Origin of the sequence: Streptomyces sp. NPDC021100 (genome assembly GCF_044333095.1) — a bacterium.
Classification (GTDB): Bacteria; Actinomycetota; Actinomycetes; order Streptomycetales; family Streptomycetaceae; genus Streptomyces.
The window spans coordinates 516,156-542,403 of sequence record NZ_JBIRQH010000003.1; the positions used below are offsets into that span (position 1 = coordinate 516,156).

Here is a 26,248-nt window from a genome sequence, read left to right on the forward strand (position 1 = left end):
CACCATGGGGGCGAGGAGGCGACACCATGACACGCAGCGCCGCCGGCTGGCCCCAGATGAGCGTCGAGGACTTCGAAGAGCTCGCGCACGCGGCACCAGAGACCGTGCGCCTGGAATTCGTCAATGGAAGGCTAGAGGTCAAGCCGGTGCCGGACGGGGATCACGGAGCGATCATCATGTGGCTCTTGGAGCGATGCATGCAGCAACGCTCTGAACTGCGTCTATACCCAGAGCAGGGACTCAAGGTCGAGGGCTACCGCACCGGCCGGGCTCGTGCGGACGGCGCGCTTGTGCCACGAGACCACTTCGTCGGACAGGGGGAGTGGGCGGATCCGGACGGTGTGCTGATGACGATCGACGTCACCTCGTACGACGGTGACACCGACCGGCGGGACCGCCGGGAGAAGCGCGACGGGTACGCCGCCGCGGGCATCCCCGTCTATCTGCTCATCGATCGTGACGCATGCGAGGTGACCGTCTACAGCGAGCCGGGGAAGGGGAAGTACCGGACCCGGAATTCGTACCCGTACGGGTCGGTCGTGGAGATTCCCGACCCGGTCGGCATCGCTCTGGAGACAGACCAGTTGAAAAAGTACGTCCACTAAGGGGCCTCACCGCAAGAACTCCCGTTTCTCCCGCAGGGGGCGCCCCGGAGTTCCCGTAAGGGGCTCGTCGGGGCTTTCCCACGCCCCTTACGGGCGCACTCGGAAGCCTCGCGGAAGCCCCCCGGAGCCCCCGGAAGTCCCCGGAGAAACGCGCGCCGACGTCTCAGCATGCGGCTCCCCCGGGGCGCATTCCCGCCGCTCGTTAGACTGAGCCGACCGCATTACACAGAGCTGCGAGGAGCGCACGTGGGCCTTGTCGTGCAGAAGTACGGAGGCTCCTCCGTTGCCGATGCCGAAGGCATCAAGCGGGTTGCCAAGCGAATCGTGGAAGCCAAGAAGAACGGCCACCAGGTCGTTGTCGTGGTTTCCGCGATGGGTGACACGACGGATGAGCTGATCGACCTCGCCGAGCAGGTATCGCCGATCCCTGCCGGGCGAGAGTTCGACATGCTGCTGACCGCCGGAGAGCGCATCTCCATGGCGCTGCTGGCCATGGCGATCAAAACGCTCGGCCATGAAGCGCAGTCGTTCACGGGCAGCCAGGCCGGCGTCATCACGGACTCGGTCCACAACAAGGCGCGCATCATCGATGTCACGCCCGGGCGCATCCAGCAGTCGGTCGACGCGGGCAACATCGCGATCGTGGCCGGCTTCCAGGGTGTGTCCCAGGACAAGAAGGACATCACGACGCTGGGCCGGGGCGGGTCGGACACCACCGCCGTCGCCCTCGCCGCCGCGCTGGACGCCGAGGTCTGCGAGATCTACACGGACGTCGACGGCGTGTTCACCGCCGATCCGCGCGTGGTGAAGAAGGCGCGCAAGATCGAGTGGATCTCGTTCGAGGACATGCTGGAGCTGGCGAGCTCCGGTTCGAAGGTGCTGCTGCACCGCTGCGTCGAGTACGCGCGCCGTTACAACATCCCGATCCATGTGCGGTCGTCCTTCTCGGGGCTCAAGGGCACATGGGTGAGCAACGAGCCTCCAGGAGGTCAGCCGGTGGAGCAGGCGATCATCTCGGGTGTCGCGCACGACACGTCCGAGGCGAAGGTCACGGTCGTCGGGGTGCCCGACAAGCCGGGCGAGGCCGCGACGATCTTCCGTGCGGTGGCGGACGCCGAGATCAACATCGACATGGTGGTCCAGAACGTCTCGGCGGCGTCCACCGGTCTGACGGACATCTCCTTCACCCTGCCGAAGGCCGAGGGCCGCAAGGCGATCGAGGCGCTGGAGAAGACCAAGGGCCGCGTCGGCTTCGAGCACCTGCGCTACGACGACCAGATCGCCAAGATCTCCCTCGTCGGCGCGGGTATGAAGACCAACCCGGGCGTCACGGCGGCTTTCTTCGAGGCGCTGTCCAACGCGGGCGTGAACATCGAGCTCATCTCGACCTCCGAGATCCGCATCTCGGTCGTCACGCGCGCCGACGACGTGAACGAGGCCGTCCGCGCCGTCCACACCGCGTTCGGCCTGGACAGCGACACGGACGAGGCGGTCGTGTACGGCGGCACCGGGCGCTGACCCGCTGACGGTCACGGGGGGCAGGGCCGGCGGCGCCGTCGTCGTGACGACATCGGCGCCGCCTGTTTCGTCAACGTGCTTGTGGGGCAGGTGGTTTGTCTCCTCGCCTTCGCCGCACCCGCCGTCGGTGAGCGTCCGAGCGGTGGCTCCGGGTCCGTATCCCGCCGTCTCCGGATCGGAGAACTCGTGGCGGCGGGGACGGGTGCTCCGCAATACTGGGGAACGTGTGAAGGTTCTGTGATCAAGCCATTGATCCGGGCCCCTTGAACTGCGCGGACGCTCCGTTCGAGCAGGCGCTTCCCGTTTCGCGCGTTTTCCGCCGCCCCTGACCGGCGGTGGCACGGGCGCGGCAGGACCGCGGTGCCCGTCCGGCGCCAGGACCGGCCGCCCGGCGGGAGCCTGCTCGCCGCCTTCGCTCAAGGCGGCCGGGATCAGGGCGTTTCGCGGCATGAGGAGGGCTGGTACGCATGGCGGCACACGGCGCGGCGGTCCGTGACACGTCGGCGGCCGGGGCGCCGAGCGCGTACAACCCTGTCGGGGGGAAGCGTGTCCAACAGGCGTGGCAGAGGTCATCAGCATCGCAACGGTCCCGAGGCGCGGAAGCGTCGCCGCGCGCTCGCGTACGCGGGCTGTGGGCGGTATGCCGGTGATCGCCCCTCGGCCCCCGTCGTCTTCCGCTCCGGGTTCTGAATCCGGTACGACGTCTGCCGCTGCTTCGTCCGCTTCCTCCGCCTCGTCCGCCGCTTCTGCCGCGTCCGCTGCGTCCACCACGTCTGCTGCGTCCGCCACGTCCGAGCGGACGGCTCGTATTCCGGCCCAGCCCACCCGGGGCCGGGCCGCCGACGCGCAGACCGGTGAAGCCCAGAGCGTGGTGACCCATGCCCCGGTGACCCATGCCCCGGTGACCGCGCTGCCGCAGCCCGGGGCGCGTCAGGCCGCCGACGTTCGGCCGGGGACCGCCGACGCGGCGATGGCCGTCGGCACCACGGTCGATCACCTCACGGAGACCTACCGGGCGCACTACCGGTCGCTGCTCGGACTGGCCGCGCTGCTCCTGGACGACACCGCGTCCTGCGAGGACGTCGTGCAGGAAGCTTTCATCCGGGTGCATTCCGCCCGCAACCGGGTCCGGGAGCCGGAAAAGACCCTGGCCTACCTGCGGCAGACTGTCGTCAACCTGTCCCGCTCCGCGCTGCGCCGCCGCATCCTGGGCCTCAAGCTGCTCTCCAAGCCGATGCCCGACATGGCGAGCGCCGAGGAGGGGGCGTACGAACAGCTGGAGCGAGACCAATTGATCAAGGCGATGCGCGGCCTGCAGCGCCGGCAGCGTGAGGTGCTCGTCCTGCGGTACTTCGCCGACATGACCGAGGCCCAGGTCGCCGAGGTGCTGGGCCTCTCGATCGGCTCGGTCAAGGCGTACGGCTCACGGGGCATCGCCGCGCTCCGTGTCGCCATGGAGGCTCCGGCATGAACCACCGCAATCCGGGCGACGGCCGCTTCCGCGGCCGCCACGGCAACCGATGGACGTCCTCCCCGAACGAGCCGACGTCCCCCCACCCCGGACCGCCGCCCGCCGCACCGCCGCGCCCGGGCGAACAGCACCCGAACGAGCAGCACGTGAACGACCAGTTTCCGGACCGACGCCCACACGACTCGCAGCCGCACGACTCGCAGTCACACGACTCGCAGTCACACGACACGCGGCCGCACGCCGAGCGGCCGCAGGAGGCGCAGCCGTACGACGGGCAACCGCACGACCCGCGGCCGCACGGCATCCAGTCGCACGGCGCGCCCTCACTCGGCGCGCCCTCACTCGGCGCGCACTCACCCGGCGCGCAGCCGCGCGGCGCGCGGCCTTACGGAAGCCCCCCAAGCGACCGGCCCCTCGACGAGCAGGCGCTGCGCCGGATGCTGCAGGGGGCCGTCGAGAACCTCGAACCCTCCGACGACGCGCTGGAACACCTGCGCCGTGCCGTACCCGCCCGGCGCACCCGCCGACGTCAGGCGCTGGGCGGCGCGGTGGCGGCCGTGGTGCTGGTGGGGGCGGCGGTGCCCGCTCTGATGCACGTCGCCGACACCGTCGGAGTCCTCGGTTCCGACGACCGCCCCGCCAATGCCGCGAACAGCCACCGGCATGCCGAGGAGACGGTCGGAGGGGGAGAACGCGAGGGCGGCCCCGCCGATACCGCACGGCCTGGCGGCGGAACGGCCGCCCGTGGCGAGCGCCGTGTCGAGCAGCCGGGCGGTGAGGCCGGCACCCCCGAGGCGAGCCGGGAACCGAGCCGTCCCCACGGCACCGCCGGCAGCACCTCCCCGACCCCCGGCGCCACCCACAGCGCCGCCGCTCCGACCTGCGGCCGCGCCCAGCTCGGCAAGGGTTCGGGAACGGTCGGCGCCGCCGACGCCACGGGCCGCGTGTACGGCGCCTTCCGCATCGTCAACGTCTCGCACGCCCTGTGTGCCGTGACCGGCCCTGGAGCACTCGTGGCCCAGACCGGCGGCGGCGCGCAGAAGGCGCGCGTCTCCGTCGTGGACCACACCGCCGGCGATCCGGCGGCCGGCCTCCCCGACCCTGAGGGGGCACCCCGCACGGTGGTCCTCCGACCGGGGCAGGCGTACGAGGTGAAGTTCGCCTGGATCCCGGCCACGAACAGCGGAGCGACTGGCTGTACCAAGGCCGGCGACACCGCCACGCCGCCCGCCGCCGCCAGTGCCCCCGGCAAACCGGTCGGCCGGGACGCCGACGCCCCCGTCGCCTCTCCCACCCCCTCCCGTCCCGCCGTCGTGTCGCCTGAGACGCCCGCCCCGCCGGCGCCGACGGGCAGCGTCACCCTCACCAACACCCCGGTGGCCGGTGAACCGGCCGCGGCGGAGGCCCGCATCCCCGACGTGTGCGCCGGAACCGTCTACCACACGGGCGCCCTCCCGGCCGTCGCCCCGCCCACGTAGACCGCGAACCGGCCCCGCGGGGCGGCCCAACCCGAGGGCCGCCTGCCGTCACGCTCCGCGTTCCCCGTACCGTGGAGGTGTGTACCGGTTCCTGCTGACTCCTCGCTGGTGGGGGATCAACGTCTTCGCCGTGCTCGCCATCCCCTTCTGTCTCTTCATGGGCAGCTGGCAGCTCGGCCGCTTCGAGACCCGCGTCGACTCGCACCACGAACAGCAGACCCAGGCCGACGAGGCGCGCCGTGCCGCCGCCACGCCGCTGCGCGAACTGCTGCCGGTGACGACGGAGACCTCGGGACGCAAGGCCAGTGCCACCGGCCGCTACGACACCGAGCACCAGCTGCTCGTGCCCGACCGCGACCTCGACGACCGCAAGGGCTTCTACGTCCTGACGCCGCTGCGCACCGACGACGGCAAGGCGCTGCCTGTGGTCCGCGGCTGGGTACCCGGCGACGCCGACTCCAAGGCGGATACGGCCAAGGTGCCGGCCCCGCCGCCCGGCCGGGTCACCGTCGCCGGCGCGCTCCAGTCGTCGGAGAGCGCGACGTCGAAGGGCGTACACACCGGCGGCCTGCCCACCGGGCAACTGGGCGTCATCAGTGCCGCTTCACTGGTCAACCTCCTTCCCTATCAGGTGTACGACGCCTGGATCACGGCGACGGACGCGCCCGCCCCCCTGACCCCGGTGCCCCCGGCCGCTCCGCCCAACACCGGCCTGGACCTCAAGGCGTTCCAGAACCTCGGTTACACCGGTGAGTGGTTCGTCTTCGTGGGCTTCGTGCTCTTCATGTGGTTCCGGCTGTTCCGGCGCGAGGCCGAGGCCGCGCGGGACGCGGCCCTGGGCATCGCCCCGGACCCGGGTCCGGTCGTCGCGGCTACCGCATCCGCCGCGGCGGGCAAGGCCCCGGCGGCCGGCCAAGCCACTGCGCCCGACCAGACGCCCGTGGCCTGACGAACCCGGTTCCCGGCCGGACCCCCGCCCGCCGCCGGACGCAGAGCCCCGCCTCCGGCCGGGGCCCTGCACCTGCACAGGCACCAGGCATCCGATGCCCGGGCGCCCGTCCGACGTCCGGGCGTCCGATGTCCGGATGCCCGACGCCCGAGCATCAAGCCGGTGCGGCGCTCCGGTCCTCCGGGCGGCCGTCCCGAAGGCCCAGGTGACGCTCCGCGAAAGCGATCTCCAGCCGGAGCTGCTTGATCCGTTCCTCCACGACCAGCGAGCCGTGGCCGGCGTCGTACCGGTATACCTCGTGCGGGTGACCGCGCTCCTCGAGCCGCCGCACGTAGTTCTCCACCTGGCGTATGGGGCACCGGGGGTCGTTCACACCGGCCGAGATGTAGACCGGCGCCCGGACCTCGTCCACGTAAGTGATCGGTGACGAGGCGGCGAAGCGCTCCGGTACCTCCTCGGGAGTGCCGCCGAGCAGAGTGCGGTCGAGGGCCTTCAGCGCCTCCATCTCGTCGTGGTACGCCGTGACGTAGTCGGCGACGGGCACGGCGGCCAGGCCCACCGTCCAGGCGCCGGGCTGCGTGCCCACGCCCAGCAGCGTCAGGTATCCGCCCCACGAGCCGCCCGCCAGCACCAGCTTCTCGGGGTCGGCGAGTCCGGAGGCGACGACGTGCTCGCGGACGGCCGCGATGTCCTCCAGCTCGATCAGCCCGACGCGGTGCTTGAGCGCGTCCGTCCACGCCCGGCCGTAGCCGGTGGAGCCTCGGTAGTTCACCCGGACGACCGCGAAGCCGTGGTCCACCCAGGCCGCCGGGCCGGCGGCGAAGGCGTCGCTGTCGTGCCAGGTCGGGCCACCGTGGATCTCGAAGACGGTCGGGAAGGGGCCCTCGCCCGCCGGCTTCTGCAGCAGGGCGTGGACCCTGCCGCCGGGCCCGTCCACCCATATGTCCTCCACCGGGACCGACTCGGGCGCCCGGATCACACCGTCCGCCCCGGCCGGAGCCTCCAGCACCACGTGCCCCGCCGTGGAGCGGACCACGGGCGGTTTCTCCGCCGAGGACCAGAGGAACTCCACCGACCCGTCGGGGCGCGCCAGGGCACCGGACACCGTGCCCGAGGGGGTGTCGAGACGGCTCAGGGAACCGTCCGCCAGGTCGTAGCGCCACAGCTCGGTGCGGGCGTGGTGGCTGTGCTCGACGAGCAGAGCCGAACCGTCCGGGTACCAGTCGGCTTCCAGATCGCCGGGGAGGTCGAGGGATATCACGGTCTCCTCGCCGGTGACCGCGTCCCACAGCAGGGGCTCCCACCGGCCGCGCCGCTGGTGGCCGAGGAGCAGCCGGGAGTCGCCGGGGACGGGGGAGAAGGCCGTCACCGACAGCCCGAGCTCCTGGGTGCCGCCCTGGGTGTCGTCCAGCTCGGCCACGGTCGTGCCGTCCAGCCGGAGGATCCGCACCGCCGAGTGCATGGCGTCGCCGTGCTCGGTGTGCTCTATCGCGATCAGGGTGCTGTCGTGCGAGAGCCCGGCGACCACGGCCGACTCGTCGTGGCGGTAGATCTCCACCGGCTCCGCGCCCGGGCGGGCCACGTGAACCGACGAGCCGGACTTGTCGGTGGACCGGCCGACGACCGCCGTGCCGCCTCGGCCCAGGGCCAGCCCGCTCGGGTAGGAGGGCTCCAGACCGGGCACCGCCGGCTCGTCCGCCCCGCCGTGGAAGGGCTGTCGCATCCAGACGCCGAACTCGTCGCCGTCCGTGTCCGAGAACCACCAGATCCACTCGCCGTCCGGCGTCAGTATCCCGCCCGTGGTGCCGTTGGGGCGGTTCGTCACCTGCCGCCGCTCACCGCTCGCCCGGTCCCACGCGTACACCTCGTAGGTGCCCGTCGCGTTGGAGGTGAACAGCGAGCGGTCCGGCGCCTCTTCCGCCCATCCGGGCAGCCCCGTGCGGGGCGCCCGGAAGCGCTTCTCCCAGTCGGGCATGGACTCGTCGCCCCGCAGGGCCCCGTTGCTCTCAGTCATGCCCCCATTCTGCGCCGGACCACCGACATCCGGCCCGGACGGCACCGAGTCTGTGGACAACCACCCGCTTGTGGATAACTCCGTGACTCCCACGGGTGGTTGTCCAGCCGACCGAGCCGGATGCCGGGCATTTCGCCGGCCGCTGTCAGTGGCGTGACTCATAGTGGGGAACATGTACGAGACGCCGGAAGACATGAAAGCTCTCCAGCGCCTGCTCGACGACAGCTACGCAGGGGCGGGCCCTCATCTGCGGCGGATCATCGGCGAGGACCGCCGGATGGACGCCGCCGGAGTCGTGGCCGCGCTCGACGGCATCAAGATCATGGCGCTGGCCACCGCCGGCACCTCGGGCGACCCCCGGATCGGCCCCGTCGACGGGCACTTCTACCGGGGCCGCTTCCACTTCGGATCCGGCCCGGATTCCGTCCGTGTCCGTCACATCCGCGCCCGCCCCGCGGTCAGCGCCACCTTCTTCGACGGCCAGCGGCTGCAGATCACCGTGCACGGCAAGGCCGTTCGGGTGGCGCCGGCGGAGGACCCGGACCTGGAGAACTACCTGATCGAGCTGCACGGGAGGGCACTGTGGGACGGATGGCTCAAGGGCATGGCGTGGGCCCGGATCGATCCCGTAAAGATGTTCACCTTCCGCAACCCCGAGCCGGAGAAGGAGCCGTGAGGGACGATACCGAGCGGGCTCCCCTGATCGGTCCGCCCGGTCCGCCCGGTCCGCCCGGTCCGCCCGGTCCGGCCGGACCGGGGTGCCGTCCGCTCAGCCGACGCGCTCGGCCCAGCCCTCCGGAAGGTCGCCGGGAGCCACGGAGATGACCGAGTCGTCGTCCGGACCGACGTATTCATCGAGCGTGATCCGGGCGAACTCCGGGACGACGTAGATGGGGTAGGTCGGTCCGGCGTCACGGTAGGCGCGCATCTCGTCCAGGTGGTCGTTCTGGAAGCAGACGGTCCGCTCGCCGTGCCGCCGGATCCAGTCCGGGAAGAAGATCACGCCGTGCAGGCGCCGCTTGCCCGGCATGATGTTGACGGCGACCGAGGTGCCGGTGGGCTCGGTCCAGGACACCTTGAAACTGTCCTCGTCGAGCTGGACCAGGTCGACTTCCTGGTCCTTGACCCAGCGCCCGCCGACGTGGCCGCTGTGAATGCGGTAGTCGATGGTGTGGTCGTTCTTGACGTACATCTCGTACTGCCAGCCGTTGGCGTACGTGTAGATGAACCGGTGGCCGACGATTCCGGAGAGGTCCTGCGCCGGGACGAGGTCGCTGAGCGAACCCATGATCTACCTCCAAGGAGCTGTTGAAGTGCGGGCAACTTCATTTTGCAGCAAAACATATTTGATGCAAAACAGCCTCACCGGCACAATGGAGTCATGGACACCGCGACAGAGCTCGGACGGCTGCTCGGCCCCCTGCGCCGCGCCGTGCTGCGCACCCGCCGTTCGGAAGGGCTCCCCGACCTCCCGGAAGCGCAGATCGAGCTGCTGCGCGTACTCGCCGAAACGGGGAGCATCACCCCGCGCGAGGCGGCGGTACGCCTCCGCGCCGCCCCCTCCACGATCAGCAACCTCGTCCGCACCATGGCCGCCGCGGAGCTGGTCGAGCGCACCCCGTCCGCCACCGACCTGCGCACAGTCCACCTGTCCGCCACCCCGCGCGCCCTCGACATGTTGGACCGCTACGACCGCACCAGCACCGCCGCCCTCCGCCGGGCCCTCGACGCCCTGCCTCCGGACGGCCGCCTGGCCATCGACGACGCCCTGCCCGCCCTGGCCGACCTGCTGGTCACTCTGGAGCAACGGGACGTGACCGACCGCCGGCGCGCCTGACGACCCGAGGCGCGAGGCGCCGTGTGTCGGGCGTCAGCCGACCAGCCCGGAGCGGTAGGCGTAGCGGACGGCCTGGGCGCGGTCGCGGGCGCCGGTCTTCGCGAAGACGCGGTTGATGTGCGTCTTGACCGTGGCGCGGCTGAGGAAGAGGCGTTCGCTGATCTCGGCGTTGGACAGCCCCTCCGCGATCAGGGTGAGGATCTCCGTCTCCCGGGCGGTCAGCCGATCCTGCGGAGGCGCGGAGACGTCCCGCGTCGTCTGAAACGTCTGAGACCCCTGCGACGTCGGAAGAGTCTGAGCCGCGTGCGACGGTCGACTCGGTTGAGCCGGCCGGGGCGCGGCTGCTGGAGAGTCCTGCGGCGAACCGCCCGGGCCGGTCCCGGACGGGGGCAGCTGGTCCCCGGCGGTGACGATCGCGATCAGACGTTCCTGAACGACCGGGTCCATCCAGATCCGCCCCTCGTGCACGGCCCGGATCGCCCGTTCGATCTCGTCCGCGCCCGCGTCCTTGGTGAGATACCCCTTCGCCCCCGCCCGCAGCACGGGGAAGACCGACGAGTCGTCCGCGTACGTCGTCAGCACCAGGACGGCGATCCCCGGCGCCTGCTCGCGGAGCATCCGGGTCGCGGCGAGTCCGTCCGTCCCCGGCATCGCCAGGTCCATGAGCACGACGTCCGCTCGGTGCTCACAGGCCAGGGCCACCGCCTCCGCGCCGTCGGCCGCCCCGCCCGCCACCTCCATGCCCTCGTTCAGACCGACCAACAGCATCAGGCCCTCGCGGGTCACCCGCTGGTCGTCGGCCACCAGCACCCGGATGGGAGCCACGGAATCGCTCATACCGGTATCTCCATCTCCACGGTCCACCCTTCCCCGGCGGGTCCCGCGTGGCTGCGGCCGCCGACACGTTCGATGCGCTCGCGCATCCCCCGCAGACCGTTCCCGCCGCCCGTCCACGCTTCGGCGGGCGGTGCCGGAACGCCGTCGCCGGTGTCGTCGTCCCGCGCGCCCGCGGCCCGGCCCTCGTCTGAGACGGTCAGTGTGGTGGCCTGCGGCGTGTAGCGCAGCACGACGGTGGTGGGCGAACCGGGGGCGTACCGTGCGGCGTTGGTCAGCGCCTCCTGCGCACCCCGGTACAGCGCGAGGTTCGCCTCCGGCGCCAGCGTCCGGGGCTGTCCCGAGACCGACAGGGTGATGGGCAGCGCGAGGTCGCGACGGCACCGGCCGACCAGCGCGGTGAGTTGGTCCGCGACGGGCGCGTCGTCCCCACGTAGGGCGGCGACGGCCTGCCGTGCGTCGGAGAGGCCCTCCCGCGTCAGTTCGCCGCTGCGGACGATCAGTTGGTGCAGGGCCGGGGCGACTCCGTCCCGCTCGGCGAGCTTGCGGGCCCCTTCCAACTGCACGGCGAGCGCGGACAGGGACTGCGCGAGGACATCGTGCAGCTCCCGGGCGATGCGGGTGCGCTCGGCGACGGCGGCGGCCCGCGCCTGCGCCTCCCGGGAATCCTCCAGCTCGGCGAGCAGCAGCTCGGCCTGGTCGTGCCGCAGCCGGGCCTGGCGGGCGAACATGCAGACGGCACCGAGCACCGCGCACAGCAGGGCTGCGGCCGTCCCCTCCTGAAACGCGTTACCGGAAGTGCTGACGCATACGGTGACGACGGTGATCGCCGCGGTCAGCGGTACCGCCGGCAGAACGGCGAGTCCGGGCCGCAGGCGCGCGAAGAGCAGCGCGACGGCGGCGGACACGGGGACGACCATCAGCGAACCCGGCTGAAGGAACGCCAGGACGTTGCCGCCACCCCCAAGGACCAGCGACAGCGCGACGGTGACCGCCTCGGGCGGCCTGCGGCGGATCAGTGCCGCGAAGGCCAGCGACAGTACGCACACGGTCAACGCCAAGCTGACGACGAGGCGTTCGCCGGCGACGCCCGGACGAGGGCGGCTCTGGACGGCGGACAGCGCGGTGGAAACCATGATCACCCAGAGCGCCAGGTGCATCCGTGTGCCCTGACGCAGAGCGCGCAGGGTCGCGCGCGACCGTGCCTCCGCGACCCTCGGACTGTCCCCCGCACGACCGCCGGGCGGCGTCGAACTCATGTCGGACAGCATAGGCGCGGCCGGACCCGCGAAACGCGAGCCCGGCCTCTGACGTGCGGCGATCACACCGACACCGAGGGGATCGCGGGGGAGGAGGACATCCGGTAGCCCCGGTACCGGATCGCCACCAGACGGGCCACCGCCTCGGACAGCGCCATCAGGACGAAGGCCGCCACCCACGCCTGGGACGAGGTGATCTCGTGCGCCCGGCTGAAGTCGGCTATGGCGTCACCCGCGCCATGGTCGGCGGCGAAGACGAAGCCCATCCGGAACGCCATCCCGAAGACCCAGAACGCGGCGGCGGCGACCCCCGCCTTGGCGTACACCCCGTCATTCCGGCGCCAGAGCCGCGTCGTGATCCCGCAGAGCACCCCCAGCACGGCCCCCGCGCCGGCCAGCACCAGCTCCAGCACGAGGTCGTTCCCGGCCGTCGGCACGTCCCGCAGGTAGTACGCGGCGGTGGCGCCGACCAGCACGACCGGCAGCACCAGGTTGGACAGGTCGAGCCGTCCGCCGCGCACCTGGCGCAGGACGATCAGGACGAGGATGCCGTTGACGATGTAATCGGTGGTGTTCACAACTCCAAGACTGCTGCGAACGGCCCTCCCGATCGTCGGCCCCCGGGTTGACCACCGGTTGGAATCCGGGTGGAGAACCATCTCAACCCACGGGTTGATGCCCCGGCCGCCCCCCTCCGCCGACCCGCCCCCCCCACAAAGCCGACCACCCCGTGACCCGCATCACAACGCGCCCCGCTGCACCCCAGTGGCCACCCAACCGACCACACCAAAAAGCCGGAGCCCCGATCCACTCTGTGGATCAGGGCTCCGGCCTGTGCAACCAAGTCGGGGTGGCGGGATTTGAACCCACGACCTCTTCGTCCCGAACGAAGCGCGCTGCCAAGCTGCGCTACACCCCGCTGCAACGAGCTCTACTTTAGCGGACTGGAGCCGGGAGGCGAAATCCGGTTCTCGGGGAGGTGCAGGTGGGGGGAGCGGAAGGGGCCGCCCTCGTTGTGTGAGGGCGGCCCGGCGGGGCTTCGGCGGGGGTGCGGGTCAGGCGTCGCGTGGGGTGAGGGTGAGGAGGGTGGCCTCGGGGGGGCAGGCGAAGCGGACGGGGGTGTAGCGGTTGGTGCCGCAGCCGGCCGAGACGTGGAGGTACGAGCGGTGGCCGCCGGCGCGGTGGGTGGAGAGGCCCTTGACCCGGTCGGTGTCGATGTCGCAGTTGGTGACCAGCGCCCCGTAGAAGGGGATGCAGAGCTGCCCGCCGTGGGTGTGGCCGGCGAGGATCAGGGGATAGCCGTCGGCCGTGAAGGCATCGAGGACCCGCAGGTAGGGGGCGTGGACGACGCCGAGGGAGAAGTCGGCGTCCTGGACCGGGCCGCCCTGGACGGCGTCGTACCGGTCGCGCTTGATGTGCGGGTCGTCGAGCCCGGTGAGCGCGATCTCATTGCTGCCGATCTTCAGGTGGCCCCGGGTGTTGGTGAGGTTGACCCAGCCGGCCTTGTCGAAGGCGTCCCGCAGCCCCTCCCAGGGGTTGTGGATCACGCCGACGGCCGGTGCGTTGCCGTTGAGGCCGTGCCGTCCGCTGGCCTTCTCGAAGAGGTAGCGGGCCGGGTTCCGCAGCTTGGGCCCGTAGTAGTCGTTCGAGCCGAAGACGTAGGCGCCGGGGAACTGCATCAGCGGACCGAGCGCGTTCAGGGTCTCGGGGACGCCCTCCGGGTCGGAGAGGTTGTCACCGGTGTTGATCACGAAGTCGGGGCGCAGGCCGGCGAGGGACTGCAGCCAGCGCTGCTTCTTGCGCTGCCCGCTCACCATGTGGATGTCCGAGACCTGCAGCACCCGCAGCGGCCGCATCCCGGGCGGCAGGACCGGCACGGTCACCCGCCGGAGCCGGAAGGAGCGGACTTCGAAGCCGGCGGCGTAGGCGATGCCCGCCGCGCCGACTGCTGTGATTCCCAGGGGTACTGCGTATCGCGCGCGCATACGGCCATGGTCGCAGACGGCAGGGTGCGGCCGTGCCACGGGCCGGGTGGCCAAGGGGAGTTGTGGGACGCGAGCGGCCGCGGAGGCGGATGCCGTCGTTAATGCGGGGCACGGGCGGGGGCGGGATGCGAAGATTGCGGCATGACCACGCTCAAGGCAAAGCTCCAGGACGACCTCACGGCCGCCATCAAGGCGCGCGACGAGCTGCGCTCCGCCACTCTCCGTCTCACCCTCTCCGCGATCGGTTACGAGGAGACCGCGGGCAAGCAGGCCCGTGAGCTCTCCGACGACGAGGTCCTGAAGGTGATCACGCGCGAGGCGAAGAAGCGCCGCGAGGCCGCGGACGCGTTCGCGAAGGGCGGCCGGGCCGACTCCGCCGAGCGGGAGCGGGCGGAGGGCGAGGTGCTCGCCGGATACCTGCCGCAGCAGCTGTCGGACGAGGAGCTCACCGCGCTCGTCGCCGAGGCCGTGGCGGAGGCCAAGAGCGGCGGGGCCGAGGGGCCGAAGGCCATGGGCGCCGTAATGAAGATCGTCAAGCCCAAGGTCGGCAACCGCGCCGAGGGCGGCCGGGTCTCCGCCGAGGTCAAGCGGCAGCTCTCCTAGGGCGCCGACGACAGGACCGCATAAATAAGAGGGAGGGGCTTGCCGGACCGCGAACGGTCCGGCAAGCCCCTCCCTCTTATCCCTCGCGCCTCAGTGCCCCCGGCCCGGCTTGTCGTTCCCGTCGGGCTTTCCGTTCTTCCCGTTCTTGCCGGGCTTGTTGCCCTGCCGGCCCGAGCCGCCGCCCTTCTTGCCCTTCCCCTTCTTGTCCCCCTTGTCGGAGTCCCCGGTGTCGATGCCGGGCACCATGTCGAAGGTGGGGGCGGACCTGTTCTCCAGGGCGCCGCTCATGGCGTCGCGCCAGATCGGGCCGGGGGTGTCACCGCCGTAGACCTGGGCGTGGTAGACGCCGCCGATGGTGATGTCCTCCATCTGCACCTCGTCGCCCGCGCCGCCGACCCAGACGGCACCGGCCATGTTCGGGGTGTAGCCGACGAACCAGGCCGCCTTCCGGCCGTCCGTCGTACCCGTCTTGCCCGCGCTGTCGCGGCCGCTGAGGCCCGCCTCCTTGCCCGTGCCGTCCTCGACGACGCCCTTGAGCAGGGTGCTGATCGTCTCGGCCGTCTGCTCGGACATGGCGCGCGAGCACTGCGCCTTGGGGATGTTCAGCGGCTTGCCGTTCGGGCCCAGGGCGGAGGTGATGACGACGGGGGTGCAGTATGTGCCCCGGTTGGCGAAGGCCGCGTAGGCGGCGGCCATGTTCAGCGGGGCCATGCCCTGGGAACCACCGATGGCCATCGAGGGGACCTGGTTCTTCGGGGTGAGCGTGAGGCCCAGCTTGTCCGCCATCTTCACCGCGGGGCAGAGGCCGACGTCCTCCAGCAGCTGGATGAAGTAGGTGTTGACGGACTTGGCGGTCGCCTCGGCCATCCCGTACGGACCGACCTCGCTCCGGTTCTCGTTGCTGACCGTGTCCCCGCCGTTCTTCCAGGTGCTCTTGCAGCCCTCGATCTCGGACGGGTACGACATGCTGTACGGCGAGGGGTACACCTGGTTCGCCGACTTGCCCTCCTCCAGCGCCGCCGCCGCGATGATGGGCTTGAAGGTGGAGCCGGGCTGGAAGCCGTAGGTCGAGCCGCCCATGTCGTGGTTGGCCGACAGGTTGATCTGGGTCTGGTTCTTGCCGAAGCCGTACGGCTTCGACTGGCCCATGCCCAGCACCTTGCCCGTCCCCGGCTCCACGATGGAGATCGCGGTGGCCACCTGGTCGCCCTGGTAGACGTGGTCGGTGATCGACTTCTGCACCGACTTCTGCGTCTGCGGGTCGAGGGTGGTGCGGATCGTCATCCCGCCCTCGTTCCACCGCTTGGCGCGGGCTTCCTTCGTCTTGCCGAAGGCGGGGTCCTGGAGGAAGGTCTGCCGGACGTAGTCGCAGAAGAAGCCGGCGCCGTTGACGGCGGTGATGCAGCCGCTCTTGGGTCGGCTGACGTTGAGCTTGATCGGCTTCGCCTTCTCGGCGGCCAGCTGCGCGGGGGTGATGTTCTTCAGGTCCGCCATCCGCTGGAGGACCAGGTTCCGCCGCTTGACGGCCTCCTTGGGCGCGTTGACCGGGTCGAAGCGGCTGGGCGACTGGACGATCCCGGCGAGCAGCGCGGACTCCCCGAGGGTGAGGTCCTTGGCGTGCTTGCTGAAGTAGCGCTGGGAGGCGGCCTCCACGCCGTACGCCTGCTGCCCGAAGAAGGTGATGTTCAGGTAGTTGGCGAGGATGCGCTGCTTGCCCAGCTCCTTCTCCACCTGGATGGCGTACTTCAGCTCCTTGACCTTGCGGCCGATGGTCTGCTGCGTGGCGACGGCGACCTTCTCCGGATCGTCGCCGGCCTCCTCGATGAAGACGTTCTTGACGTACTGCTGGGTGAGCGTGGACGCGCCCTCGGAGACGCCGCCGCTCTGGGCGTTGCGATTGACGGCGCGGAGCACGCCCTTGAGGTCGACCGCGCCGTGCTCGTAGAAGCGCGCGTCCTCGATGGCGACGATCGCCTTCTGCATGTACGGGGAGATCCGGCTCAGCGGGACGACCGTGCGGTCGCGGGAGTAGACCTTGGCTATCTCCCCGCCTTCGGAGTCGAGGATGATCGTGCGCTGGCTGAGCGGGGGCGTCTTGAGGTTGGCGGGAAGTTCGTCGAACCCCTCCACCGTCCCCTTGGCCGCCAGGCCGAACGCGCCGACGGCCGGCAGGGCCAGACCGGCCAGCAGAACTCCGGAGAGGACGCTGACGCCGAGGAACTTGGCGGCCTGCTGGGCCCCTGAAGAGGCCCCCCCGCCCGAGCGCTTCATAGCCATGAAGGAAAGCCTACGTTCTCATTCGGCGGACAGACGCCCGTGTGTTCGCCTACGCTGTTTTACGCCAGCCACTGCGGCTTCTTCAGCATCACCCGTGCCTTCACTCCTGTAGGTGATGAGGTGTGTCCGTATTGCCGCGTGTGTCACTGGGTGTCCAGTGCGAGAAGGGTGAAGTGTCCCTGTCTGCACAGGAAAGTCTTTGATGTCGTCAGGTCACTCCGTTGGGTGATCTGCCGCGTACGCATAGTCCGTTCGGGCCATTCAAGATTGGGCCCGAAGGGGGTGTTGCCCCCTGTCCTGCTTCCGTAACGTCCTCAACTGGCAACGGTGAATATGCCGCTGCCGCCGTGGGGGAGCCTCAATTCGGGAGAGGACGGCGCCAGCATGGGCTGGGTAACCGACTGGAGTGCGCAGGCCGCCTGCCGCACTACCGATCCGGATGAACTGTTCGTTCAGGGCGCAGCGCAGAACAGGGCCAAGGCGGTCTGCACCGGGTGTCCGGTCCGCACCGAGTGCCTGGCCGACGCGCTCGACAATCGCGTCGAGTTCGGCGTCTGGGGCGGGATGACCGAGCGCGAGCGGCGGGCACTGCTGCGCCGCAGGCCGACGGTCACGTCCTGGCGCAGGCTGCTGGAGACCGCCCGCACCGAGTACGAGCGCGGCGCCGGCCTCCTGCCGCTGGGCGAGGAGGAGTACGACGCGTACGCTGCGGCCGGGTAGACCGGCCGGGCTGACGCGGGCCGGCGTCAGGGCCTGCTGCTCCCTATGGCCCCTCCGGCCGCTCCGTTCCACCACGCCGCCCGGCCCGGGCCTCGTCGGACCGGACCCGGTCCTTCCACTGTTACGCGCGCTACGGCTCAGGACGCTGCGGCCCGCGGCACTACGGCTCGCGGCCGCGGCTACTCCGCCCGGTCCGCCCCCTGCTGGGACGGCACCGCGCCCTCGGCCGCCCCGCCCGGCCCGTCGGCCGGGACCGGCTGGCCGGCCAGCCGGTCACCGATGGCCCGCAGTCCGGACAGGTCGTGCACATCGCCGGGGAGCGCCGGCACCTCGGCCACCGGAACGTCCGGGTGTAGCGCGGTGAAACGGTCCCGGGTGCGCCGCTCGCGCGTGAGCACCCGCATGCGCTCCGCGTGCAGACGCAGAAGCCCGGCGGCGAGCTTCTCGGTGGAGAGCGTGGTGCTTCCTCCGGCCGGACCCATGGTTTCCGCTATGACGGATTCCGCGACGACCGACTCCGCGTCGGAACCCGCTCGCGCGGCACCGACGGAATCCGCGTCCGCGCTCGATGACGTCGACGACCTCGGTGACGTCGATGACATGGACGACACCGGTGACGAAGACGACGGCGCGGATACGGATCCCGATGGTGCCGGCGCTGCCGGAGCTGCTGTTCCTGACGGTGCCGCGGAGTCTGCCGACACCGTGGGCACTCCGGGTGACACGGGCTGGGGGAAGCCGCTCTCGGGAGAGGATGTGTCGAGGGGAGTGACGGTGCCAGGGTCGTCAGCGGTACGTGTCCCAGCTTGCCCGCTGCCACGATCCACAATGCCGGAACCGGCAAGATTTTCTGTGTAATCCGCCGTCGCGGTGCCACCCGCGTGCGCCGGGGACCGCACGGGCTCGTCCGGTCCGCCGGTCTCGTCGGCCAGGGCCTCGGCCGCCGCGAGCGCCCGCTCGGCGGAGAGCCGCGCGGCACCGCTGCCGTGCACCCGGTTCAGCACCAGCCCTGCCAGCGGCATTCGCTCGGCGGCCAGTCGCTGGACGAAGTAGGCGGCCTCCCGCAGTGCGTCCCGCTCGGGGGCGGCGACGACGAGGAACGCCGTCCCCGGGGCCTGGAGCAGGCGGTACGTGGCATCGGCACGGGTACGGAATCCGCCGAACATGGTGTCCATCGCCGCCACGAAGGTCTGTACGTCACGCAGCAGTTGGGCGCCCATCAGTTTGTTCAGGGGCCCGCTCATCACGGACATCCCGACACCCAGGAACTTCATCCCGGCCCGCCCGCCGAGCTTCGCCGGGGCCATCAGCAGCTTGATGAGCTTGCCGTCCAGGAACGACCCCAGCCGGCTCGGCGCGTCCAGGAAGTCCAGCGCCGAACGGCTCGGCGGAGTGTCGACGACGATCAGGTCCCACTCGTCGCGGGAGCGGAGCTGGCCGAGCTTCTCCATGGCCATGTACTCCTGCGTTCCGGCGAAGCCGGCCGACAGCGACTGGTAGAAGGGGTTCTCCAGGATCGCCCGGGCGCGCTCCTTGTCGGCGTGCGCCTCGACGATCTCGTCGAAGGTCCGCTTCATGTCCAGCATCATGGCGTGCAGTTCGCCGCCGGCGGCCGCGTCGACGCCGGGCACCCGGCGCGGCACGTTGTCCAGCTCCTCGATCCCCATCGACTGCGCGAGCCGGCGCGCCGGGTCGATGGTGAGCACGACCACCCGCCGGCCGCGCTCCGCCGCCCGCAGACCCAGCGCGGCGGCGGTCGTCGTCTTGCCGACCCCGCCCGAGCCGCAGCAGACCACGATCCGGGTGCGGCGGTCGTCCAGGATGGGGTCGATGTCGAGCGCTGTCGTCCTGTCCAGGCTCACTGGGCCCCCTCGGTCGTTCGGCTCGTGTCGTCGTGCGAGGCGACGTCGTGTGACGTGACGTCGTGTGACGCGGTGGTCCGCCGCACCGCACCCTCCCGCCGGACGATGTCCTGTTCCCGCAGCGCACGCGCCATGCGGTACAGGCCGGCCAGGTCCACGCCGTCGCCCAGCAGCCGCAATTCACTGATGGGAAGGGACAGTTCCGCCAGCCGGGAGCGGCCGAGGCGTTCCAGCGCCAGCCGTCCGGTGTGCTCGCGCGCCTCGTCGAGCAGCGGCCCGACCAGGGCGCCCGCCGCACCCGCCCGGCTCCCGCCGCCGGACGACGTCCGGGCCAGGGCCTCGGCGAGGGCCGCGGCGACGGCGTCGCGCCGGCCGTTCGCGGCCTCCTCGACGGCGGCCTCGTCGAGGACCTCGGGGCGCACCATGTTGATGACCACGCCCCCGACCGGCAGCCCGGCGGCGCGCAGTTCCGCCACCCCGTCCACCGTCTCCTGGACCGGCATCTCCTCCAGCAGCGTCACCAGGTGCACCGCCGTCTGGGGTGACTTGAGGACGCGCATCACGGCCTGCGCCTGGTTGTGGATCGGACCGATCCGGGCCAGGCCCGCCACCTCGTCGTTGACGTTGAGGAAGCGGGTGATGCGGCCGGTCGGCGGGGCGTCCATCACGACGTGGTCGTAGACGAAGCGGCCCGCGCGGTCCTTCCGGCGCACGGCCTCGCACGCCTTGCCGGTCAGCAGGACGTCCCGCAGCCCCGGGGCGATGGTCGTCGCGAAGTCGATCGCGCCGAGCTTCTTCAGGGCCCGCCCGGCGCCGCCGAGTTTGTAGAACATGTGGAGGTAGTCGAGGAGGGCGCGCTCGGCGTCGATGGCCAGCGCGTACACCTCGCCGCCACCGGGAGCGACCGCGATCTTGCGTTCCTCGTAGGGGAGCGCCTCCGTCTCGAAGAGCTGGGCGATGCCCTGCCGGCCCTCGACCTCGACCAGCAGTGCGCGTTTTCCCTCGGCCGCGAGGGCGAGGGCGAGAGCGGCGGCGACGGTGGTCTTGCCGGTACCGCCCTTGCCACTGACGACATGGAGCCTGCTCATGGTGCGGAGCCTAACCAGTCGCCGCGCGGGCTACGCACGAGGCTGTCAGTGTGAGGCATTACAGTCGGGCCATGACCAAGTGGGAATACGCGACGGTGCCGCTTCTGGTGCACGCGACCAAGCAGATTCTGGACACCTGGGGCGAGGACGGCTGGGAGCTCGTCCAGGTCGTTCCCGGGCCGAACAACCCCGAGCAGCTCGTGGCCTACCTGAAGCGGGAAAAGGCGTGAGTGCCGTCGAGGACAGGCTCGCGGAGCTCGGGCTGACCCTGCCGGACGTCGTCCCTCCGCTGGCCGCCTACCAGCCGGCCGTGCGCAGCGGCGCGTACGTCTTCACCGCGGGCCAACTGCCCATGGTCAAGGGGTCCATTCCCGTCACGGGCAAGGTCGGCGCGGAGGTCAGCCCCGAGCAGGCCAAGGAGCTGGCGGGCGTCTGCGCGCTGAACGCCCTGGCCGCCGTGAAGTCGGTCGTCGGCGATCTGGACCGGATCGTCCGGGTGGTGAAGGTGGTGGGCTTCGTCGCCTCCGCGCCCGACTTCACCGGCCAGCCCGGCGTGCTGAACGGTGCCAGCGAGCTGCTGGGCGAAGTCCTCGGCGACAAGGGCGTGCACGCGCGTTCCGCGGTGGGCGTCGCGGTGCTGCCGCTGGACGCGCCGGTCGAGGTCGAGCTCCAGGTGGAGATCGCGGACTGACGTCCGGTTCGTCTCCAGGGCGGTCGGACCCTCCGTCGCCGGGCCGGGACCGGTGACGGTGCGCGGTGAGGTCCGGCCGAGTCCCGCCGCGCCGTGACGAGTTCCGGGCGTGGAGGTCCGTGGCGCCGGGCGTCCCGGGCCTTTCGCGCCCCCTCGAACATCCGCGCACCAGCGCATAGCATCCGGCCATGGTGACGACGAACGGCCGGACGGGCGGCGACGGAGCGGACGACCGCGCGAGCGGTCGCGAGAACGGCCAGTGGTACCCGCCCGAGTGGCCCGACCGGATCCGGCGGCTCGCGCACGGCGAGCTCGAACCCGTACCGCCCCGGCGCGCCTCCACCGTCCTGCTGCTGCGGACGGACACCGATGGCGCGCCGGCCGTGCACATGCTGCGCAGACGGACCTCCATGGCCTTCGCCGGCGGCGCGTACGCGTATCCGGGCGGTGCCGTCGATCCCCGCGACGAACGCGACGTGCCCTGGGCCGGCCCCTCGCCGCAGGAGTGGGCCGCCCGGCTCGGTGTCGAACCGGAGGTGGCACAGGCCGTCGTCTGCGCGGCCGTCCGCGAGACCTTCGAGGAGGCGGGCGTGCTGCTCGCCGGCCCGGACCCGGCCACGGTCGTCGCGGACACCACCGGCGCGGAGTGGGAGGCCGACCGTGCCGCGCTCGCCGGCCACGAGCTGTCGTTCGGCGACTTCCTGGAACGCCGCGGACTGCTGCTCCGCAGCGACCTGCTGGGCGGCTGGGCCCGCTGGATCACCCCGGAGTTCGAACCCCGGCGGTACGACACCTGGTTCTTCGTGGCAGCCCTGCCCGACGGCCAGCGCACCGCCGGCGTCTCCACCGAGGCCGACCGGGCCGTCTGGATCCGCCCCTTCGAGGCCGTCACCGGGTATGACCGCGGTGAGCTGCTGATGATGCCGCCCACCGTCTCCACGCTGCGCGCGCTGCTGCCGTACGAGGACGTGTCCGCGGTGCTGGCGGCGGCGGGTGAGCGGGATCTCACCCCGGTGCTCGCACGGGCCCGGCTCGTCGGGGAAGAGATCGTGCTGAGCTGGCCCGGGCACGAGGAGTTCACCAAGCACCTCTCGTCCCGCCCTCCGGGCCCTCCGCACACTCCAGCGACCGCGACTCCGGGAGCCGACGCATGACGTACGCAGCCGTACCCGCCGAACCGCCGGGGCGCCCCCGGGCGGGCAGCCCGGCCGGTTCCGCCACCCCGCGCGCGACCTGCGTCCTCGCGCCCAACCCGTCCGCGATGACGCTCGACGGCACCAACACCTGGCTGCTGGCCGAGCCCGGGTCCGACGAGGCGGTGGTCGTCGACCCCGGCCCGCTGGACGAGTCCCACCTGCGGGCCGTCATCGCCGCGGCCGAGGAATCGGGCCGGCGGATCGTCCTGGCCCTGCTCACCCACGGCCACCTGGACCACTCCGGCGGCGCCGAGCGCTTCGCCGAGCTGACGGGCGCGCCGGTGCGGGCGGTGGACCCGGCCCTGCGCGTGGGCGACGACGGGCTCGCCGCGGGCGACGTCATCACCGTCGGCGGCCTGGAACTGCGGGTCGTCCCCGCGCCCGGCCACACGGCGGACTCCGTCTGCTTCCACCTGCCCGCGGACCGGGCCGTGATCACCGGGGACACCGTCCTCGGCCGGGGCACCACCGTCGTCGCCCACCCGGACGGGCGGCTCGGCGACTACCTCGACTCACTGCGCCGGCTGCGGTCGCTCGTCGTCGAGGAGGACGTACGGACGGTCCTGCCCGCCCACGGCCCCGTCCTGGAGGACGCGCGCGGCGCCCTGGAGTTCTACCTGGCCCACCGGGCCAAGCGCCTCGCCCAGGTGGAGACCGCCGTCGAGGCGGGGCACCGGACTCCGGCCGAGGTGGTGGCGCACGTGTACGCGGACGTGGACCGCGCGGTGTGGCCGGCGGCGGAGCTGTCGGTCAGGGCGCAGCTGGACTATCTGAGCGAGCACGGGCTGATCTAACCGGTCCGGCGGGCGCGGCGGCTCCTCGGGCACGGTGGCTCCTCGGGCACGACGGCCCTTCCACCGCCCGGAAGCCGGAGCACGCCGTAGGAGGGCCCCGCCGGAGCGGGACCCTCCTACGGGCGGGCGCGGCTCGGCGCCCGCGGGGTCAGCGCGAGCGCTTGGCCAGCCGCTCGACGTCCAGGAGGATCACGGCGCGCGCCTCCAGACGCAGCCAGCCGCGCCCGGCGAAGTCGGCGAGGGCCTTGTTGACCGTCTCCCGGGAGGCGCCCACGAGCTGGGCCAGCTCTTCCTGGGTGAGGTCGTGCACCACGTGGATGCCCTCCTCGGACTGCACGCCGAAGCGGCGCGACAGGTCCAGCAGCGCCTTGGCGACACGGCCGGGGACGTCCGAGAAGACGAGGTCCGACATGGAGTCGTTGGTGCGGCGCAGCCGGCGCGCGACGGCGCGCAGCAGGGCGGTGGCCACCTCCGGGCGGGCGTTCAGCCACGGCTGGAGGTCGCCGTGACCCAGGCCGAGGAGCTTGACCTCGGTGAGCGCGGTCGCGGTGGCGGTACGCGGCCCGGGGTCGAAGAGGGACAGTTCGCCGATCAGCTCGCCGGGCCCCAGGACGGCGAGCATGTTCTCGCGGCCGTCGGGGGAGGTGCGGTGAAGCTTCACCTTGCCCTCGGTCACCACGTAGAGGCGGTCGCCCGGGTCGCCTTCGTGGAACAGGGCGTCGCCCCTCGCGAGAGTGACCTCGCCCATGGAGGCGCGCAGCTCAGCGGCCTGCTCGTCATCGAGCGCCGCGAAGAGCGGGGCGCGCCGCAGAACGTCGTCCACGAGTTCTCTCCTTGTCGACATGCACAGAGGACCGTGGTCCCCATGATGCCCGTCGGTAAAACTGTGTGATCAAACACAAGTGTGGCGCATCGTCGACGGAAGCCCTACGGCAGGGGTCCGATTGGGCTGTGCTTTTCCCGCGCTCGAGGCGGATGTCAGTGCCGGGCTTTAGTCTGGCTGGGTGTCCAATACGCCGGTGAGAGCACAGGGCAAGGGGGCCGGGAGGGTGACCTCGACCCGCGATTCCGCTGTGGGCGAACAGCCCGCGGCGAAAACCGCAAAAGACGCAGATACCACCAAATCGCAGGCCCGTGGAGAGAGCGGCCGGACGGCGGGCGGGAAGGCGAAGGCGGCGCCGTCGGCCGAACGGGGGGTGCGGCCGGCCGACGGCGCCGGCTCGGCCGTGAAGGCAGCCCCGAAGACGGGCGCCGTCGGCCGGAGCGCCGCCGCAGGGAGAACGGCGGCGAAGAAGGCCACGGCGAAGAAGACGACTGCCGCCAAGAAGGCTGCCCCCGAGGAGGCGGCGGCGAAGAAGACCGTGGCCGGCAAGAAGGCCGTGGTCACCAAGAAGAGCGCGACGCCGGCCGCGAGTGGCAGCGGCGCCCCCGCCGAGTCGCGGGCCGCGCTCGTCCGGCGCGCCCGGCGGATCAACCGCGAGCTCGCCGAGGTGTACCCCTACGCCCACCCCGAGCTGGACTTCGAGAACCCGTTCCAGCTCCTCGTGGCCACGGTCCTCTCCGCCCAGACCACCGACCTGCGCGTCAACCAGACCACCCCGGCCCTCTTCGAGGCGTACCCCACGCCCGAGGACATGGCGGCGGCCGACCCGGAGCGGCTGGAGCAGCTGATCCGCCCGACGGGCTTCTTCCGCGCCAAGGCCCGGTCCCTGCTCGGGCTCTCCGCCGCCCTCCGTGACGACTTCGGCGGTGAGGTGCCCGGCCGGCTCCAGGACCTGGTCACGCTCCCCGGCGTCGGGCGCAAGACGGCCAACGTCGTCCTGGGCAACGCCTTCGGTGTTCCCGGCATAACGGTCGACACGCACTTCCAGCGGCTCGTCCGGCGCTGGCGGTGGACGGCGGAGACCGACCCGGAGAAGATCGAGGCCGAGGTCTGCGCGCTCTTCCCGAAGAGCGACTGGACGATGCTCTCGCACCGTGTCATCTTCCACGGCCGCCGCATCTGTCACTCCCGCAAGCCCGCCTGCGGTGCCTGCCCGATCGCCCCGCTCTGTCCCGCGTACGGCGAGGGCGAGACCGACCCGGAGAAGGCGCGGAAGCTGCTCAAGTACGAGAAGGGCGGCCTGCCGGGCCAGCGCCTGAAGCCTCCGCCGGACTTTCCGGGCCCGCCCGCGCCCCCGCTGGGAGCCGAGTGAGGGAGCCGCCGCGCGGAGGCACGGCGCGGATTCCGCCAGAAGACCAGGGAACGCCCGGCAGCCGCCGGGAAGATCGTCGGGAACATTGGGGAAGCGCATGAGGAGCACGTACGGCCGCGACAGCCGTGAGATCACCGTGACCGCCGAGGGGCTGCCCGAGTGGCTGGAACCGGTGGCGCGCTTCCTGACGACCGTCGAGCCGCACCAGCTGAGCCGCTTCCTGCCGCCGGAGACCGGAGGGCGCCTCTCCGCGGTGCTCGTCCTCTTCGGCGAAGGACAGGACGGCCCCGAGCTGCTGCTCCTCGAACGGTCCGGCACCCTGCGCTCGCACGCCGGCCAGGCGTCGTTCCCCGGAGGCGCCCTGGACCCGGAGGACGGTGAGCCGGCCGACGGCGGCCTGGTCCGCGCGGCGCTGCGCGAGGCCGAGGAGGAGACCGGCCTCGACCCCTCGGGCGTCCAGGTCTTCGGTGTGCTGCCGGACCTCTACATTCCCGTGAGCGGCTTCGTCGTGACCCCGGTCCTCGGCTGGTGGCGCGAGCCCAGCCCGGTCGGGCCGGTCGACTCCGCGGAGACGGCCCGCGTCTTCACCGTCCCCGTCGCCGAGCTCACCGACCCGGCGAACCGGGCGACCGCCGTCCACCCCAGCGGTCACCGGGGCCCCGTCTTCCACGTGGGCTCGGCGACGGTCTGGGGCTTCACCGCCGGGGTGATCGACCGCATCCTGCACTACGCGGGCTGGGAGCGGCCCTGGGACGCCGGCCGGGAGGTGCTGCTGGACCGGACCGCCTGACCACATCGGCGGCACAGTCCGTACCGTCACACGCGCCCCGTCACACCCGCACCTCACACCCCGCCGCGTCACCACCGTCGAC

General features: G+C 71.7%; 25 protein-coding genes and 1 tRNA gene. 15 read left to right on the forward strand and 11 right to left on the reverse strand.

Translation table 11 applies throughout. The annotated features are described in order from the left end of the window. Positions 1 to 26 precede the first annotated feature (26 nt). From ACH4PU_RS09005 to ACH4PU_RS09025, 5 genes are all read left to right on the forward strand, one after another. Complete coding sequence (locus tag ACH4PU_RS09005) at positions 27 to 605, forward strand: Uma2 family endonuclease (RefSeq protein WP_398268200.1); 579 nt, start codon at positions 27 to 29, stop codon at positions 603 to 605. A 246-nt stretch (positions 606 to 851) separates the two neighbouring features. Then, positions 852 to 2,123 carry an aspartate kinase gene (locus tag ACH4PU_RS09010; RefSeq protein ID WP_185942413.1) on the forward strand — a complete coding sequence of 424 codons (1,272 nt, stop codon included), beginning with the start codon at positions 852 to 854 and terminating at the stop codon, positions 2,121 to 2,123. A gap of 868 nt (positions 2,124 to 2,991) precedes the next feature. Continuing rightward, entirely contained in the window at positions 2,992 to 3,594 is a 603-nt protein-coding gene (locus tag ACH4PU_RS09015; RefSeq protein WP_398268203.1) for a SigE family RNA polymerase sigma factor, read from the forward strand. Next, positions 3,591 to 5,072 carry a hypothetical protein gene (locus ACH4PU_RS09020; RefSeq protein ID WP_398268206.1) on the forward strand — a complete coding sequence of 494 codons (1,482 nt, stop codon included), beginning with the start codon at positions 3,591 to 3,593 and terminating at the stop codon, positions 5,070 to 5,072. The genes ACH4PU_RS09015 and ACH4PU_RS09020 overlap by 4 nt, the downstream gene beginning before the upstream one ends. A 79-nt stretch (positions 5,073 to 5,151) precedes the next feature. Beyond that, complete coding sequence (locus ACH4PU_RS09025) at positions 5,152 to 6,021, forward strand: SURF1 family protein (RefSeq protein WP_398268209.1); 870 nt, start codon at positions 5,152 to 5,154, stop codon at positions 6,019 to 6,021. A gap of 154 nt (positions 6,022 to 6,175) precedes the next feature. Here the strand turns inward: ACH4PU_RS09025 and ACH4PU_RS09030 are convergent, their stop codons facing one another. Continuing rightward, positions 6,176 to 7,996 (reverse strand): prolyl oligopeptidase family serine peptidase, encoded by a 1,821-nt coding sequence (locus ACH4PU_RS09030; protein WP_398268515.1) that lies wholly within the window; start codon positions 7,994 to 7,996, stop codon positions 6,176 to 6,178. A 211-nt stretch (positions 7,997 to 8,207) separates the two neighbouring features. On the opposite strand from ACH4PU_RS09030, the gene ACH4PU_RS09035 reads away from it, so the two are divergent. Next, positions 8,208 to 8,711: a pyridoxamine 5'-phosphate oxidase family protein gene (locus ACH4PU_RS09035; RefSeq protein ID WP_398268212.1), complete on the forward strand. Its 504-nt coding sequence runs from the start codon at positions 8,208 to 8,210 to the stop codon at positions 8,709 to 8,711. A gap of 93 nt (positions 8,712 to 8,804) precedes the next feature. Here ACH4PU_RS09035 and ACH4PU_RS09040 read toward each other — a convergent pair whose 3' ends face one another. Continuing rightward, positions 8,805 to 9,323, reverse strand: coding sequence for a phenolic acid decarboxylase (locus ACH4PU_RS09040; RefSeq protein ID WP_398268215.1), 519 nt, complete (start codon positions 9,321 to 9,323; stop codon positions 8,805 to 8,807). A gap of 93 nt (positions 9,324 to 9,416) precedes the next feature. On the opposite strand from ACH4PU_RS09040, the gene ACH4PU_RS09045 reads away from it, so the two are divergent. Continuing rightward, entirely contained in the window at positions 9,417 to 9,872 is a 456-nt protein-coding gene (locus ACH4PU_RS09045; RefSeq protein ID WP_398268218.1) for a MarR family winged helix-turn-helix transcriptional regulator, read from the forward strand. A 33-nt stretch (positions 9,873 to 9,905) separates the two neighbouring features. On the opposite strand, the gene ACH4PU_RS09050 is transcribed toward ACH4PU_RS09045, so the two are convergent. From ACH4PU_RS09050 to ACH4PU_RS09070, 5 genes are all read right to left on the reverse strand, one after another. After that, positions 9,906 to 10,709 (reverse strand): response regulator, encoded by an 804-nt coding sequence (locus ACH4PU_RS09050; RefSeq protein ID WP_398268221.1) that lies wholly within the window; start codon positions 10,707 to 10,709, stop codon positions 9,906 to 9,908. Beyond that, positions 10,706 to 11,965, reverse strand: coding sequence for a sensor histidine kinase (locus ACH4PU_RS09055; protein WP_398268224.1), 1,260 nt, complete (start codon positions 11,963 to 11,965; stop codon positions 10,706 to 10,708). The genes ACH4PU_RS09050 and ACH4PU_RS09055 overlap by 4 nt, the downstream gene beginning before the upstream one ends. Positions 11,966 to 12,027: 62 nt before the next feature. Next, complete coding sequence (locus ACH4PU_RS09060; protein WP_398268227.1) at positions 12,028 to 12,543, reverse strand: hypothetical protein; 516 nt, start codon at positions 12,541 to 12,543, stop codon at positions 12,028 to 12,030. Between the two features lie 267 nt (positions 12,544 to 12,810). Next, positions 12,811 to 12,884: transfer RNA gene (locus ACH4PU_RS09065), tRNA-Pro, on the reverse strand. A 136-nt stretch (positions 12,885 to 13,020) separates the two neighbouring features. After that, a complete protein-coding gene (locus ACH4PU_RS09070) occupies positions 13,021 to 13,950 on the reverse strand; it encodes a metallophosphoesterase (RefSeq protein ID WP_398268230.1) in 930 nt (309 codons plus the stop codon). 141 nt (positions 13,951 to 14,091) lie between these two features. On the opposite strand from ACH4PU_RS09070, the gene ACH4PU_RS09075 reads away from it, so the two are divergent. After that, the gene (locus ACH4PU_RS09075) at positions 14,092 to 14,553 is read left to right on the forward strand and encodes a GatB/YqeY domain-containing protein (RefSeq protein WP_152263176.1); all 462 of its coding nucleotides are present in this window, start codon (positions 14,092 to 14,094) and stop codon (positions 14,551 to 14,553) included. A 90-nt stretch (positions 14,554 to 14,643) separates the two neighbouring features. Here the strand turns inward: ACH4PU_RS09075 and ACH4PU_RS09080 are convergent, their stop codons facing one another. Then, positions 14,644 to 16,830 carry a transglycosylase domain-containing protein gene (locus tag ACH4PU_RS09080; RefSeq protein WP_398268233.1) on the reverse strand — a complete coding sequence of 729 codons (2,187 nt, stop codon included), beginning with the start codon at positions 16,828 to 16,830 and terminating at the stop codon, positions 14,644 to 14,646. 384 nt (positions 16,831 to 17,214) lie between these two features. Between ACH4PU_RS09080 and ACH4PU_RS09085 the strand changes: the two genes are divergently transcribed. Further along, positions 17,215 to 17,550 carry a WhiB family transcriptional regulator gene (locus tag ACH4PU_RS09085; protein WP_004939680.1) on the forward strand — a complete coding sequence of 112 codons (336 nt, stop codon included), beginning with the start codon at positions 17,215 to 17,217 and terminating at the stop codon, positions 17,548 to 17,550. Positions 17,551 to 17,729: 179 nt separating this feature from the next. Here the strand turns inward: ACH4PU_RS09085 and ACH4PU_RS09090 are convergent, their stop codons facing one another. Both ACH4PU_RS09090 and ACH4PU_RS09095 read right to left on the reverse strand, forming a co-directional pair. Beyond that, the gene (locus tag ACH4PU_RS09090; protein WP_398268237.1) at positions 17,730 to 19,412 is read right to left on the reverse strand and encodes an ArsA family ATPase; all 1,683 of its coding nucleotides are present in this window, start codon (positions 19,410 to 19,412) and stop codon (positions 17,730 to 17,732) included. Then, complete coding sequence (locus tag ACH4PU_RS09095) at positions 19,409 to 20,500, reverse strand: ArsA family ATPase (RefSeq protein WP_398268240.1); 1,092 nt, start codon at positions 20,498 to 20,500, stop codon at positions 19,409 to 19,411. The genes ACH4PU_RS09090 and ACH4PU_RS09095 overlap by 4 nt, the downstream gene beginning before the upstream one ends. Before the next feature lie 71 nt (positions 20,501 to 20,571). On the opposite strand from ACH4PU_RS09095, the gene ACH4PU_RS09100 reads away from it, so the two are divergent. From ACH4PU_RS09100 to ACH4PU_RS09115, 4 genes are all read left to right on the forward strand, one after another. Further along, the gene (locus tag ACH4PU_RS09100; RefSeq protein WP_003967454.1) at positions 20,572 to 20,730 is read left to right on the forward strand and encodes a DUF4177 domain-containing protein; all 159 of its coding nucleotides are present in this window, start codon (positions 20,572 to 20,574) and stop codon (positions 20,728 to 20,730) included. Beyond that, positions 20,727 to 21,191 (forward strand): RidA family protein, encoded by a 465-nt coding sequence (locus tag ACH4PU_RS09105; RefSeq protein ID WP_398268244.1) that lies wholly within the window; start codon positions 20,727 to 20,729, stop codon positions 21,189 to 21,191. The genes ACH4PU_RS09100 and ACH4PU_RS09105 overlap by 4 nt, the downstream gene beginning before the upstream one ends. A gap of 188 nt (positions 21,192 to 21,379) precedes the next feature. After that, entirely contained in the window at positions 21,380 to 22,345 is a 966-nt protein-coding gene (locus ACH4PU_RS09110; RefSeq protein ID WP_398268247.1) for an NUDIX hydrolase, read from the forward strand. Beyond that, positions 22,342 to 23,181, forward strand: a complete 840-nt coding sequence (locus tag ACH4PU_RS09115) for an MBL fold metallo-hydrolase (protein ID WP_398268250.1) — start codon at positions 22,342 to 22,344, stop codon at positions 23,179 to 23,181. The genes ACH4PU_RS09110 and ACH4PU_RS09115 overlap by 4 nt, the downstream gene beginning before the upstream one ends. 148 nt (positions 23,182 to 23,329) lie before the next feature. Here the strand turns inward: ACH4PU_RS09115 and ACH4PU_RS09120 are convergent, their stop codons facing one another. After that, entirely contained in the window at positions 23,330 to 24,004 is a 675-nt protein-coding gene (locus tag ACH4PU_RS09120; protein WP_004939715.1) for a Crp/Fnr family transcriptional regulator, read from the reverse strand. Between the two features lie 403 nt (positions 24,005 to 24,407). Between ACH4PU_RS09120 and nth the strand changes: the two genes are divergently transcribed. Together nth and ACH4PU_RS09130 are read left to right on the forward strand one after the other, a co-directional pair. Continuing rightward, positions 24,408 to 25,376, forward strand: a complete 969-nt coding sequence (nth, locus tag ACH4PU_RS09125) for an endonuclease III (protein WP_398268254.1) — start codon at positions 24,408 to 24,410, stop codon at positions 25,374 to 25,376. Positions 25,377 to 25,473: 97 nt separating this feature from the next. Beyond that, positions 25,474 to 26,166, forward strand: a complete 693-nt coding sequence (locus ACH4PU_RS09130; protein ID WP_398268257.1) for an NUDIX hydrolase — start codon at positions 25,474 to 25,476, stop codon at positions 26,164 to 26,166. The last annotated feature ends 82 nt before the right edge of the window (positions 26,167 to 26,248 follow it).